Source organism: Paenibacillus sp. EZ-K15, assembly GCF_002573715.1.
GTDB lineage: Bacteria > Bacillota > Bacilli > Paenibacillales > Paenibacillaceae > Paenibacillus_AQ.
Map to the genome: position 1 here is coordinate 520,796 of NZ_PDHM01000021.1, position 13,288 is coordinate 534,083.

A 13,288-nucleotide genomic window follows, 5' to 3' on the forward strand; every position below is an offset into this window, starting at 1 on the left:
GCTGCGAGAATAATGATGTGTTAATCCATTTGCAAAATAATGACCGTTGCATTGTCCTGATGCTTGTAGCTCTTGCGCTCAATCAAGCTGATCATCTCTTCCGCGGCATCCTGCGGCGGCAATCCCTGCATCAATATCTGCTCCATCTCTACCTCGGTCAGCGCATCATAAACCCCGTCACTGCACAGAATGATCGTGTCATTTGCTTGCAAGGAGACCGGGTCGCCAACCTCCATGCTTTTAAAACCGCCATATCCCAAATAGTTAACCAGCTGGTTGCGATTCGGATTCTCCTTGGCTTCCTCCTTGCTGATTTCGCCGGATAGATACTTTTCCTCCAGCACCGTCTCCAGGGTATGCTTGGAATTGATCGGAATAAATTCTCCATCCCTAAACAGAATAATCATGCTGTCTCCAACCGCACCCCAATGTAGTAACCCTCCGGACACAATGCCCACGACGAGCGTCGTTCCTCCGGTTGCTCCGCCAAGCTGCTCCAGAATTGCCCGGTTGCTGGTCAGTGCCGCTTTGTGAAAATACTCGGGAATATCCGCTGGATCATCCACCTTCAGATACTCTCTCGAGAACATCGTAACGGCCAGCGTACTGGCCATTCGTCCATGCGACAACCCGCTAATGCCGTCGGCTATCACAGCCATCGTACCGATTTTCGTTGTCGAGCTTGAGAAGTAATCATCCTGCTCTTCCCGCTTGCCGATCGTCTGGGCATTCCCAATTTTGTTCGTTTCAATAATGTCTGGAATATACAGAAGTTCGCTATTCTCGAGCGTAGTTTCTACAGCGGGGCTCGTACGCAGCTTTTGCCGCATAACAAGCAATACGGCGACGGCGATCAGTGCAGCCGCAACGATTCCGTACGATTCGAAAAAAGTCCAATCCTCCATCGTTACCATCCGTTCTTAACTGTTATCCCACTCAAAATGTGGTCCGCATAAAGGCACAAATACAAATTTACTGCGCCCGAGCTGGATTAAATCATAGGCGTTAAGCTCAGCCGGCGTGTATACCGCTTCGTTGTTGTGATAAGCAAGCCCTGAGGCATCGCCCGGCAGCAAATAAAAATTTCGCTTCTTCGGATCGTAGACGATCACGGCATGATTCCGTCTGGACACCGCGTTATCCCCGATAAGCCGAATCTGCATTTCCTCCGCGCGGCCGATGAAATTTTTCTCAGCCATAATACGGTAATCCTGTCCCATCTGCGGGCCCTCGACACATACCAACCAGCCGGTTACCGGCTGAATTCCCGTCGTCTCCCCCAGATAAGGCATCGTCTTCTCTTCCATATCCTCCGCGACCTGGGGTCTGCGTGATTCGTTCCGCGAAGGCTGCTCTAGCGTCGTATTGCAATATGGACAAGTGTTGCCATGCTTTCTCGTACTGAACATGTGTCCATTCAGGCATCTCGTCAAGCTCATCTTCGATTCAATCCCCCATTTGTAGGTAAGTGTGTTCTCCGTTATTTCACTAACAATCGCGTATTAGCAATAAAGATCATATCCCCTGTACCAATCTCTACAGGCTCTTCGACAACAAGCCGATTCGCCTCGCTGCGTCCTGCTTTACGAATACCTGTCCCGCTGTGGGAATCCGCATCTTCAATGAACCACTGATCGCCAACGCGATTCAGGACAGCATGCTCGGAGCTGACAAGCGACGCATACTCGCAGTCCGATAAATCTATGTCAACCTCGCCGCGCTGCGTGTTTTTTCCGATCAGGACTGAGGTCTCTCCCTTGACGTACCATTCCTTCACGCGCTCTCCGTCATCATCGAGCAGCACGATCTTCGCGACCGCTTCCCTCTCTACCTGTGGCTTATCATTGGAACGACCACCGGTCCAAATCAACACGCTGGCAATCACGGCCGATACCGCGACGATGGACATTTGCAATGTATAATGCAAAGGACGGAGCAGGGCATACAGCACCATACCGGCTAATATTCCGTATATCAACAGATCAATTAGTGTAATCCATTTGTGGTTCTCCGGCTTCAAGTGGCTCCCCCCCGTCAATGTATGTAGGCAATATCAGTTATTTTTTATAGCCAAAAAATTGATTAAACATCGCTGAAGTATCCAGCGGATTCTTATTGTTTGCTTCCTTATCCTGCGAATCTGACCGCCCCTTGGGCGACGACATGCCAAAAAACTGCTCAAATTGCTTGTGTATCTCAGCCGGATCAAAGCCTTCCGACTCCACCTTCGCCGACGATGTGCCAGACGATTTCCGTCCGCCCTGTCCTGCCTGCGACCTGCCATTTTGCTGCCCTGAGGATGGATTGGCACTAGCCTGCCTCTCGTCGTAAGCTGCTCGAAGCTGCTCATCGCTTAAGGTCTCGTAAGCCTCGACAATCAGCTTGAACTTGGCTTCCGCTTCTGCATTCCCGGGATTGACGTCCGGATGATAACGCTTGGCCAGCCTGCGATAGGCTTGCCGAACCTCGGCGGTCGTGGACTGCCTAGAAACTCCGAGCTCTGTGTAGTAATCGGTACCATTCAACGCGTTTCCCCGCTTTCGCTTATGCCTTTTTTTCGCTTGATCAAAGAGTGCCTGACTTGCTTTCGTGCTTTTTCCCACTATGGGCAGGTTGTCACTCCTGCAGCCTTTCTTATCTCAAGCGGGCGTTCGCACAAGGTATAGTAAATCTCAAGGGGCCTGGCCCCTTGAGATTGCTTGCTACCCTGGTACTATGAGTGCAATGAATTAATTACTTGCGTCGTAACCGCCGTTAAGCTTAGCCAACTCGGTTTTGTCTTTCTTCTGCTTCACGTACAGCTCGAAAGAACCTACACCTTCGGTGTCGCCGAACGTTTCTTTGTAATCCACCACAAAAGCGTTAGGGAATGTAATTTCCCGAACCACTTGATCCGCTGCGATCACTTCAAGCGTCAGCTTGCGGTAGCAATCCGCCTTTTCTGCAGGAACCAAAGACCACAGCGCCAGCTTCAGCGTGTCATCCGCTTTGTCACCGTCCGTAGCAGTAATGATTTTACCGCTGATTTTCAATGTGGAACCAACATCAGTTGATCTAGCATTTGAATCATCCGGTGTATCCGTGTCATAAATCACTTTCTGAATGTTGTCCAATCCGAGCTCGATCGTTTCGGCTCCTTCTACCTTCAATCTGAATCCCATACGTAAATCCTCCTTAGCATAAGTGAAATTATTTGTTCGGGCAGATGTTCTTGCCCAAAATTTATGTAACGAGACGAACCGTTGAAGGATCGTCTCCCACATACAGATTAAGTTGATGCTTCAGCACCGAGAAGGTTGAATGAAGCTAGGGACTGAGGAGCGGAGCGTAGGCAAAACCTACGTGAGCACCGGAAGGCCCGGGTGAATTCAAGATTCGATGCCGAGTATTCCCTCAGTTCCCGCTTCGTGATCAAAACTCCCCTTTGAATTTCCTCTAGGCAACTTTTCAGCACCGAGAAGGTTGAATGAAGCTAGGGACTGAGGAACAGAGTGTAGGAAAAACCTACATGAGTACCGGAAGGCCCGGGTGAATTCAAGATTCGACGCCGAGTATTCCCTCAGTTCCCGCTTCGTGATCAAAAGTTGACTTAGGCTTTGACTGGACTGGTGCCTTTGGTGATCATAACTTCCAAATTCTTTACATTGCCGTTATAGATCAGATCAATGTGGCACAGGTTGTTCTTCTCGTCGATCACATAATTCATGTCATCGCCGTCATGAATAATCGAATTTATGAAACCGCGCTTGGCCAGCCACATGCTCTTCTGGCTGCTCGGATTGTTACTGAAAAATTTAATGATGTTCTCATGCTTGAAGTCGGCCGTCTGAAAGCGAAGAATCCGCTCTATGTATGTGCTGACCAGTGTTTTGTAAATGGAGTCGAACCCGTCCTCCGACGCAGCCAGGCTTCTCGCCTTGTACACCGTAATCCGGCGGATATCCTTGCCTTGCAGCTGAGCGTTCTCCGAGGAGAAAATAAAGCCGAAGTTCTTCCGGTTAATCGAATCCTTGATCGTATTCGTAAATCCGGTAATTTCCTTCGCCATCGTCGTGACCGCCCGCAGGCTGTTCTCGCCAGCTTCAATGTCAAAACGAACGCCAGGGAACTCTTTGCTCGTGTTCTTAAAGGATTCCTTCAAGTACTCCGGACATTGATAGGCTGAGACGATACCCGCAGCCACATACGAGGCCCCAACATAAACACCCTCGATCCAGAGCTTGAGAATGTCTTCTTTTTCCTTGGAGAGCTGGGCTCCGTTCTCGGTCTGAACCATGCGGCTATCGATGATTACGCCCGACTTTTCCTTCGGAATGACCGTAAAGTTCGGAATACATGGAATTGCATATTCGCTGTACTCTTTACGGAGGAGCGGCGTGCATTTGTCGATGTATTTGTCGATGCCTGCAGTAGCCATATTGTTGAACGTCGTCTCTTCTCCCGATTCGAAGCTGAAGAAAATTTGTACCTTGAAGTCTTTGACAACCTGCATGAGCATCGACAAGGATTCCATGGTGTTGCCGTCCTGCTTGGCAATTTTCTCGTTGCCCTTGAAGCGCTCGCGGGTTACCTTCACCTTGCCGGCACTCTCCAACTCTACGGAAGGGACGATGCCGAACCAGATCGTATCCGAGAAATCATTCTTGGAGTTGACCGTGTTCAAATAAGTCTCCAGGCGAGGGATATTGGCACTTTTCACGATCATATCCAGCTTCGTATTCGTCACGAGCAGCGAAGGTGCCATCCCTTTGTTCTTGACGGCATATTGATCAAAAAACATTTTGACGCCGAGAATTTTCTCCACCAGCGGCTTCACGGTTTTGACGAAATCATCCTTGGCCGTTTTGTAGAATTCCAGATACGTATTGTAGTTCTGTACCTCTGTCTCAAGATTCACTTCCGTGCTTACCGCCGGCAGCGGACTAAAGGTTCGTACAACCAAATCCTTAACATAACCGGATGGAGTTTCCGTGATGGAGTTGTAATCGTCTTCGAAGACAACCGCCAAACCATTGGAGCTGTTCTCGTCCAGCAGCACGAGTTCCGTGCTGTCCCCCTTCGGAGCCTCGATGATTTTCAACTCCCCGCTCTCCCCGATCGTCAGCATACCGATTTGCACCGCTTCGGAATCGCTTTCCTCGTTGGAGCTGCCGAGCAGCAGACGCGTCTTAATATCCTCGATCGCCAGTGGAAGCATAGCCATCACGTTGTTGTAATTGGCACTCGCCTCTTCGAACATCGCGTTCAGCTTGTCGCCCATATCCAGCTTTTTCGGATCCTCGTCATCCAGCTTCTCGTATTGTCCGTACATGTAATGGATTTCCTTACGAACCTGACGAATGTCATCCATGACCTTCTTCGGCGAAATCATGTCGAGCAAATGCTCAAACTTGAAATCGACGTTCGTCATTCCTTGACTGCGTTTCGTGTCGATCAGTGTGAACAACATTTTTAAGAAATCATTGTGTTGATCAATCCGGATTTCGGAAATCGCCTCCTCGGCGATTCCTTCGGGCTTCTTCAGCATGTAGACGACTTTTTGGTTAGCCGCATTGAAAAATGAGTACACCGTCGGCGAGAACTTGTCCAAAAATTCATCGAAGCTTCGCACTAAAAGCTGGCTATTGATCTCCTTGATTTTGTCGTCGCTCAGACTATCAATGCCTTTAACATCGCCCACAATGGTGATCAGGTCCAGCTTCTCGGGATTGATCTCTTCGAACAGCATCGTTCGATTGGTCTGATTGATAATATCCATTGTCGTTATTCCTCCTCCCGTTTCTAAAAAGCGCAGCCGGCCTGATGAAGACCCCGGATTCTTTCCCATGCCGGACGCTTGCACTACTTATTTCTTCGACAGTATCCGACTATTGTACGGGATACCTGGGTCGTATGACCGGGACGAGTTTCACTGTACCCGGGTCTCGAGGGTAATATTAAACATCGCTCATATCAATTGTCAATATCTTGAATTGATGATGAATATAGGGACTTAAGAACCTTTCATCCATCATCTTGAGGAAAATATATCCAATCAAAGACCTATTTTTTGGAATAATATACAATAAACAAGGCCCAATTCCGATATAAGTTTGAATATACTTATTTGAGCGACTATTTCCGCTCTATTCCAATACTATATAGTACATAAGGCGGGTATCGGTAAATGAAGAAAAAAAGGCAAAAACAGACTCCAGGCACTTTTTTATTCACTAGGACTTTTATCCTGATTTTTGTTTTCATGTTTTTTACGACAAATTTTCACAATTCATTCCCTGTTTCTGCAAATTCCTTACAAAAAAATCACACCGATGCTTTTGATGCGGTCTTTGTTCTGGATACAAGCTATTCTATGAATCATGCTGACCCCAACAAAATGGCGAACGAAGTGATTCATATGTTCACGGACATGAGCGAAGCGAGCCGGACGAGAATCGGCTTTGTAGCCTACAATCATCAAATTGTGGATTCCAAACCGCTAACCTCCATTTCGGTAGCGGCGAACAAGACAGAGCTCAAACAAAAAATAGCCGGACTCCGCAGAAGCGGATATACCGATTTGGGATTAGGACTAAACACAGGCGGGAACTTGATTTCATCCAAGTCGTCTGAAGGAGAGGGCAGCGGACGTAAGCCGTTCGTCATTCTTCTTTCTGACGGAGAAACAGATTTTGGCCCAGCTTCCCGGTCTCAACGAACTGCTGCCGATTCGGCTAAGGACGTAGATAAAGCTATTTCAAAAGCGCAGAAGGATGGATACCCGATCTACACGATCGGACTGAACCACGATGGCACCGTCAATCCTGAGGAATTGGAGCGCATCGCGAATGAAACTGGCGGCGCCTCTTATATGACAAGCAGTGCTGACGATTTGCCTGAAATTTTCAACCGGATATTCGCGGCGCAAATGAGATCCGTGCTGCTTCCGGTAGCTGGCGTTACGGCGACGGGGCAGCTGCAAGAGGTACAAGTCGACATTCCCAATTCAAGCATGGGAGAAGCCAACATTATTTTGCTTTCCGAGCATCCACTTAAGGAGACGCAGCTTTTCTACAGCTCAGAGAATATACGTATGTTCAAATCAGGGAGCTACACGCTGATCAAGGTATCTCAGCCCAAGAAAGGCACGGCCAAACTTAAATTTAGGGGCACATCAGGGGATCTTGTAAAAATAAATCTGCTCGGAAGCTATGAGCTGGAAGCCAAAGCGGCAATCACGAGCAAAGCCGCCATCAAGGGACAGCCTACGGGTATCGAGGCTTATCTCATCCATCCGACTACAAATGAGCCATTAATGGAGCAGGAAGTGTACCAATCTCTGCAAGGCCAGCTTGTCGTGACGAATCTGGAGACGAATAAGGAAGTTATTGCAGATATGAAGAACGAGGGCACACGCTTTTATGCCGAATACATCTTTTCCACCTCAGGTAAATACAAATGGCAGGTGAAAATGGACGGTCCGAGCTTCTATCGGCACAGTATCGTCCAAGATCAGAATATTGTGAATATAGCGCCCTCCGTCCATGGTAGAGAACAACTAGAGGTCATCAAAGAAGAGGGTCAAGTCGTTCTGGACATGAACGATTTATTCCTTGATGAGAACGGGGATGATTTAACTTACACCATGCACAGCGGCCACAACCCGAATAAAATACTGACCCCTGAGCTTAAGAACGGGGAACTTCTTTTGTCTCCACTTCAAACGGGGCAGTCCCAAATTACGGTAACTGCTGCCGATTCGGAAGGCGGCTCAGCTACGGCGATATTAACCGTTAACGTCAAATCGAAATACACGGTGCTTAAATGGTCCATCGCCGGAGGGATTGTTCTTCTTGCCATTGCCGTCGGCTTATTCATGTGGCTGCGTCCGAAGCCGGGCTTTGCTGGCAAGCTGGAAGGATATTTTCTGGCAACGGCCAGCGGCAGTGAAGTGCCGGTCAAATCATGGCCGCTCACCTCTTTTGGGGGACGTAAGGTAAGTCTGCTGGAGCTGTTTGTAAGCCTTGATGTACATGAGCCGCTTCCTGAAGCGCAACAAATTGTCTTCACCCCGGGCAAAGACGGCAAGCTGATCGTAAAGAACACATCACGTTGTTCACTTGTTCGAAACCGTACGCCGCTGCCGAAGAATAAAAAAGAAATCCTCGAATATAATGACAAACTGTACATTACATTCGAGGACGGTATAACTGAAATCGAGCTACGTTACAAGGCCATTAAGCCGGCTACAAATATTTTTATCCGGAACGACTCCTCCGGGCAGCAGACGGGCTAGTCACATATTCCATCGTAATCGCAGCCTTGAACCATTTAAGAGAAGAACAGCGCTTGTCCGGCGCAACGATCAAGCCGCGCCGGATGGCTCGGGACAGAAATGGCCAACGGCGCTTCAAACCCGTGCCCGCCGGCTCCAACTGATCATCGAACAATCGCTTGCGAACATCTATAGGTGCCGTGCCGCGGCAGCAATAATACAACAATGCAGCCAAGCTGTATATATCGCTTACCGGCCCTTGACGAGATTGCTCGGAATAAAGCTCGAGTGGCGAATACCCGGCTGTTGTCAGAATCGGGTGGCCGCCGCTGCCGTCAAAACGTATGGCTGAACCGAAATCGAGCAGCTTCGCGCGCCTCTGATGATCAATGATAATATTGCCCGGCTTTAAATCACGATGAATGATTCCTTGCTTATGCAGATATTCCAGCGTCTCAATCAAGGGAAGCATCGTCTTGTACAGGAAGCCGGGCTCAACTCTATCTGGACGTCCCTCAATCATTTCTGCCAATGTAACCCCTTCTATAAACTCCATAACAATATAGACGGTCTCATTTTGTTCAAATTGACCCATAAAGCGGACAATACCGGGATGCTCACAGTCCTTCAAAATCTTTCCTTCATTAATAAATGCATTCCTTAAAGCTTCATACTTATCATCCGGCACTCCCGATAACCGGCGTACAGAGCTGCCATCTTTCCCTCTACGCACTAACGATTTAGGGAAGAACTCCTTGATCACGAACTTCATATCCTTCTCTTCGCATCTGACCGCGTATACGATGGCCAGTTCGCTTGCAGAAATCTTACTGCGAACCCGGTAAGTCAGTGACGATCCTGACTCCCTGCTGTACAATCTATAATTGCGGCGCAGTCCATTCCCCTCGTTTTCCATCATTGCTTTACTCACTGTCAACCTCCACGAACGTTTTAAAGAAGAACCTGGTCGTTTTGTTTTTTTGCGATTAATATCAAACAACCTATATATGTAATATCCTCATCTTACCAATTTCTCAACAAATTGACCATGCATGATCTGATATATGTTCTCTCAAAATATCCCCCTCACCGGCGAGTAAATATATTGAATTCTTCTTGCCCTCAAGGGTTTGAGTCAATATTCCGGGTGCGAAAGTTGAGTAACAATATACTCGTTATTTTTTCTCTTGAAAAACTCATAATTCCAAGTATAATACTTGGTATAAAGATAATTAGGAGTTTGCTAAGGGGGCTTTCAACTTGGATCCATGCGATAAAGAACCGACATCTCTGACCCTCGATGATTATCTGGATCTTCTCAGTTTGGCTATACGCTTGGAAGATCGGAAGTGGCAAGCGGACATTGTTCGTACACTTCGCCACATGCAGGAACCTCAGGGCGAGAAACAAGCGAAGTCGGAGGAATGCACGGAACATGAGCTGTGGCAATGCATGAACCAAATCAATGACCGCATGTTTGCCCTGTACAATGAACTGAAAGCAACGGATGATAAAGATAAACAGCGGAAGCTGCTCGACCAGATGTGGGAACTTAAAATTGCCCGAGTTGAGGTTTTCCGCAAAATACGCTCGATATATTAATAACAAACAAAGACGATAACTCCTTCTGGAGTATCGTCTTTGTTTGTTATTGATGACCTTTCGTTATGATAAATCCAAATAATAATACGCAAATTCTTCATCCTGTACATACCCTGAAGATTCATACAAATGCTGAGCAGTCACGTTATGAAGCTGCGTGGACAGAGTCAGCCCCTTGGCTCCGCTCTGAAGGGCGTGCGCTTGGGCTTGATGGAGCAGTTTCCTTCCGATACCAAGCCCGCGATATTCGGAATCCACGTATAGATCATTCAAGATCCACAACCTGGACATCGATAGCGATGAGAAGGATGGATATAACTGTAGAAAGCCAGCCGTGATCAGAGTTTCCCCACTATTGTAATCCGCTAAATACATAACGGAATCGCCTCGGGTCAGCCTCTCCCTGATATATTCCTCAGCCCCGTTTAAATCATCTTCACGCTTATAGAATTGACGATACTGATTAAACAGAGCGGCTGCCTTGCCCAGATCCTTCAGCTCCGCTTGATATATATGAATCTCTGCTTTCAAATCACGCACATCCTTTACATCCACGTTATTCCAAGTTTACTGGATGCCGGTCAGGGTTTGGAATGCAGAAAACCACGAATGGTTTGCACGCAACTTCATTCTCAGGCAGCCAGGATGCTATTGCCCTTGGTGATACAGCGCCCTGTATTCCTCCTCCAGCATGCTCATTATTATGGAATCATGGTAACGATGCTGGTAGTACAATGCGTCTCGCTGAACCCCTTCGCGCTTGAAGCCCACCTTCTCATAAGCCTTGATGGCACGCTCGTTATAATCAAACACCTGCAGCTCGATCCGGTGAAGATGAAGGATTCCGAAGGCGTATTCAAGCAAAAGCTTGATGGCTTCCGGTCCGTACCCCTTGCCTAGATGCTCGCCCTTATCAAGGGCGATGCGAATATTCGCATTTCGGTTAACGTAATCGATATCCTTCAGCCCGATATCGCCAATAATCTGATCGCTATCCGATAAAGCGATTAGCAGCATGATGGTGTCGTGATTACTGGATTTCTCCTCGATATACCGACGTACCTCTTCCAGCGTAAAAGCCCGCTTCGTCCCGGTCAGCCTCCGCATTTCCGGATTAAACAGCATTTGAAAATACTCTGCGGTATCCTCTTCTCCAAAGGGACGCAAGTAGATCCGCTCGCCTTCAAGAAACCGTACCGGCTTCGTATTTGTAATAGATGAGTTCATGTCGATTGTAACCTCCCGTTTCCTCTGGAACTAAAAATCCCTTATACTATATCAAGAAATTGACCATATCCAAATATACAGATCCGAATATTTATAAAGGACAGATGATATGAAACAGGTTCCGGTAAATCAAACAGAAATCGCATTATTGCTGGATGATTCCAGCGTTCCCCTGTATGTACAATTGTATCGATATATGAAACAACAGATATCCGCCGGGCATTGGCTTCATCCAAGCCGTCTCCCATCGGTTCGAAGGCTTGCCGAGCTGCTTGGCATTAGCACCACCCCCATTGAAATGGCTTATCAGCAGCTGCTTGCTGAAGGCTTTATTGCGAGCAAGCCACGGAGCGGATATTTTGTGCAATGGCTAGCTGATGTTCCTTTTGCGCTTCCCGTGGAACCGGCCTTTCCCAAGGGACCTATACTCAAACGACACCATTACTTTAAGTATGACTTTCACATGTCCAAAAATGAATACGAATACTTCCCGATGACCGAGTGGAGAAAAGCCTATAACCGTTGCTTGCAGGAAAACAGCACGGCCGACATGCTGTTCTATGGGGATCCGCAGGGTGAAGAAGGGCTGCGTTGCCAGATTGCCAACTATGCCAAACATTTTCGCGGGGTAGCCTGTACGCCTGAACAGGTGATTATTGGCTCTGATCCTTTCCCTCTGCTTGATTTGATCAGCAGACTGCTTCTTCCTTACGGAAAGTCCATTGCTGTTGAGAACCCTTGTTATCCACAGCAGCCGGAGGTTTTCCGGCAGAAGGGGTATGATGTCATTCCAATCCCCGTGCTGGAGGATGGGATCAGTCAGCATGAATTGCAGAGCAGCGGGGCAGCATTCGTAACCGTCTCCCCCTCCCACCAGTTCCCCACCGGCGTCATTATGCCCATCTCCCGCAGGTTGGCGCTTCTGCAATGGGCGCAAGAAACTGGGGGTTTTATTATTGAAGATGACGCTGACGGTGAGTTCCGATATTATGGAAGACCGATTCCGAGCCTCCAAGGACTGCTGCCCGACAGCCGTGTAATATACCTGGGCGGATTCTCGCAGGTACTGTCCCCTGCCCTTGGAGTCCAATATATGATATTGCCGAAGGTTCTGCTGCCGGATTATCATCGATTAAAGTTCCAACTCTTTCTCGACTGCACAGCCTCTAAGCTGAATCAGATGACATTGGAGCGCTTTTTGCGGGACGGCTATGTTGAACGACACTTGCGGAAAATGAGGATGATCCTCCGTAAGAAGCATGATCGCCTGATCGGTTCTATTCAACGTCACTTTGGTGAACATGCTCAAATATCGGGTACAGGCTCCGGGTTTCACCTCATGCTTCGTCTGAACCATCCATTATCCGAAGAGGAACTGGAAGCGCTAGCCGAAGCAAGGGGGATCCGCGTAAGCTCCGCTGCTTATACGCGAATGCTTCCTGCCAGTGAGCCTGACGAATCGGATCGTAGATCATTCATTCTTGGCTTCGGCGGATTGAAGGAAGACGAGATTGAAGCAGGCATAGAACGGCTTGCTGACTGTTGGCTGGGAGCGCTCCCCCTCTAAATATCATAACAACATGAAAAAAGCTGTCCTCTCATTTACCAAAAGGGACAGCTTTTTGATATGTTAGTCTGAATGCTCTTTAAGGCAAACTATAAATCATCCTTAACGTATCGACACTTAAACTGCACGACCGACAATGACCAAATCCCGCTTGATGCCGTCAAGCTCCGCAACCCCGGGGAGAAGCCCCCATTGATCAAAGCCGAACTTCTTCAACAGCTTAAGGCTTGGTTCATTATGGCCGAATACAAATCCGACCAGATTACTGACGCGAAGGCGCGGACACTCCTCGATTGCCTTCTGAATCAATATGCTGCCTGCACCAATGCCGCGATATTTCTCGTTTACGTATATGCTGATCTCCGCTGTGCCGTTATAAGCCGGACGACCATAAAAGGATTGAAAGCTCATCCATGCAACCATCCCGTCATCGGACCGCATGACCCACAACGGACGAAAATCGTTGCTGTGCTCTTCAAACCAGCGTACACGGCTCTCCACCGTGACCGGCTCCAGATCGGCGGTTACTTTTCTGCCTGAGATCGTCGAATTGTAAATGTCCACAATGGCCGACAAATCCTCTTTGACGGCATAATCGATACGGTATTGTTGCGTCACGATGTCCTACCTCCGAATAG

General features: G+C 48.1%; 13 protein-coding genes. 3 read left to right on the plus strand and 10 right to left on the minus strand.

Features of this window, described 5'->3' with window-relative positions; translation table 11 throughout:
• Nucleotides 1–20: 20 nt before the first annotated feature.
• From CRG97_RS26420 to CRG97_RS26445, 6 genes are all read right to left on the minus strand, one after another.
• Nucleotides 21–905, minus strand: a complete 885-nt coding sequence (locus CRG97_RS26420; protein WP_098748621.1) for a PP2C family protein-serine/threonine phosphatase — start codon at nt 903–905, stop codon at nt 21–23.
• 15 nt (nt 906–920) lie between these two features.
• Entirely contained in the window at nt 921–1,439 is a 519-nt protein-coding gene (locus tag CRG97_RS26425) for an FHA domain-containing protein (RefSeq protein WP_076324588.1), read from the minus strand.
• Nucleotides 1,440–1,480: 41 nt separating this feature from the next.
• Nucleotides 1,481–2,020, minus strand: a complete 540-nt coding sequence (locus tag CRG97_RS26430) for an FHA domain-containing protein (protein ID WP_098748622.1) — start codon at nt 2,018–2,020, stop codon at nt 1,481–1,483.
• A gap of 37 nt (nt 2,021–2,057) precedes the next feature.
• Nucleotides 2,058–2,525 carry a J domain-containing protein gene (locus CRG97_RS26435; RefSeq protein WP_098748682.1) on the minus strand — a complete coding sequence of 156 codons (468 nt, stop codon included), beginning with the start codon at nt 2,523–2,525 and terminating at the stop codon, nt 2,058–2,060.
• A 204-nt stretch (nt 2,526–2,729) separates the two neighbouring features.
• Nucleotides 2,730–3,161 (minus strand): membrane-associated protease 1, encoded by a 432-nt coding sequence (locus tag CRG97_RS26440; RefSeq protein WP_076324590.1) that lies wholly within the window; start codon nt 3,159–3,161, stop codon nt 2,730–2,732.
• 428 nt (nt 3,162–3,589) lie between these two features.
• Nucleotides 3,590–5,758 (minus strand): transcriptional regulator, encoded by a 2,169-nt coding sequence (locus CRG97_RS26445; RefSeq protein ID WP_098748623.1) that lies wholly within the window; start codon nt 5,756–5,758, stop codon nt 3,590–3,592.
• Nucleotides 5,759–6,241: 483 nt separating this feature from the next.
• On the opposite strand from CRG97_RS26445, the gene CRG97_RS26450 reads away from it, so the two are divergent.
• Nucleotides 6,242–8,275, plus strand: a complete 2,034-nt coding sequence (locus tag CRG97_RS26450) for a vWA domain-containing protein (RefSeq protein ID WP_481856225.1) — start codon at nt 6,242–6,244, stop codon at nt 8,273–8,275.
• On the opposite strand, the gene CRG97_RS26455 is transcribed toward CRG97_RS26450, so the two are convergent.
• Nucleotides 8,238–9,185 (minus strand): serine/threonine protein kinase, encoded by a 948-nt coding sequence (locus CRG97_RS26455; protein ID WP_237566586.1) that lies wholly within the window; start codon nt 9,183–9,185, stop codon nt 8,238–8,240. The genes CRG97_RS26450 and CRG97_RS26455 overlap by 38 nt on opposite strands.
• Before the next feature lie 329 nt (nt 9,186–9,514).
• Here CRG97_RS26455 and CRG97_RS26460 point away from each other — a divergent pair, with 329 nt between their 5' ends.
• Complete coding sequence (locus tag CRG97_RS26460) at nt 9,515–9,856, plus strand: hypothetical protein (RefSeq protein ID WP_098748625.1); 342 nt, start codon at nt 9,515–9,517, stop codon at nt 9,854–9,856.
• A gap of 63 nt (nt 9,857–9,919) precedes the next feature.
• On the opposite strand, the gene CRG97_RS26465 is transcribed toward CRG97_RS26460, so the two are convergent.
• On the minus strand, nt 9,920–10,396 hold the full coding sequence (locus CRG97_RS26465) for a GNAT family N-acetyltransferase (RefSeq protein ID WP_098748626.1): 477 nt from the start codon (nt 10,394–10,396) through the stop codon (nt 9,920–9,922).
• A gap of 108 nt (nt 10,397–10,504) precedes the next feature.
• Nucleotides 10,505–11,083: a GNAT family N-acetyltransferase gene (locus tag CRG97_RS26470; protein WP_098748627.1), complete on the minus strand. Its 579-nt coding sequence runs from the start codon at nt 11,081–11,083 to the stop codon at nt 10,505–10,507.
• Nucleotides 11,084–11,192: 109 nt separating this feature from the next.
• Between CRG97_RS26470 and pdxR the strand changes: the two genes are divergently transcribed.
• Nucleotides 11,193–12,650, plus strand: a complete 1,458-nt coding sequence (gene pdxR / locus CRG97_RS26475; RefSeq protein ID WP_098748628.1) for a MocR-like pyridoxine biosynthesis transcription factor PdxR — start codon at nt 11,193–11,195, stop codon at nt 12,648–12,650.
• Nucleotides 12,651–12,767: 117 nt separating this feature from the next.
• Here pdxR and CRG97_RS26480 read toward each other — a convergent pair whose 3' ends face one another.
• Nucleotides 12,768–13,268 carry a GNAT family N-acetyltransferase gene (locus CRG97_RS26480; protein WP_098748629.1) on the minus strand — a complete coding sequence of 167 codons (501 nt, stop codon included), beginning with the start codon at nt 13,266–13,268 and terminating at the stop codon, nt 12,768–12,770.
• Nucleotides 13,269–13,288 lie beyond the last annotated feature (20 nt).

What these genes read in the sequence shown, in the direction of transcription:
- CRG97_RS26445 (WP_098748623.1), bottom strand. Translation starts at nt 5,758, where the DNA reads ATGGATATTATCAATCAGACCAATCGAACGATGCTGTTCGAAGAGATC.
- CRG97_RS26450 (WP_481856225.1), top strand. Translation starts at nt 6,242, where the DNA reads ATGTTTTTTACGACAAATTTTCACAATTCATTCCCTGTTTCTGCAAAT.
- CRG97_RS26440 (WP_076324590.1), bottom strand. Translation starts at nt 3,161, where the DNA reads ATGGGATTCAGATTGAAGGTAGAAGGAGCCGAAACGATCGAGCTCGGA.
- pdxR (WP_098748628.1), top strand. Translation starts at nt 11,193, where the DNA reads ATGAAACAGGTTCCGGTAAATCAAACAGAAATCGCATTATTGCTGGAT.
- CRG97_RS26425 (WP_076324588.1), bottom strand. Translation starts at nt 1,439, where the DNA reads ATGAGCTTGACGAGATGCCTGAATGGACACATGTTCAGTACGAGAAAG.
- CRG97_RS26420 (WP_098748621.1), bottom strand. Translation starts at nt 905, where the DNA reads ATGGAGGATTGGACTTTTTTCGAATCGTACGGAATCGTTGCGGCTGCA.
- CRG97_RS26470 (WP_098748627.1), bottom strand. Translation starts at nt 11,083, where the DNA reads ATGAACTCATCTATTACAAATACGAAGCCGGTACGGTTTCTTGAAGGC.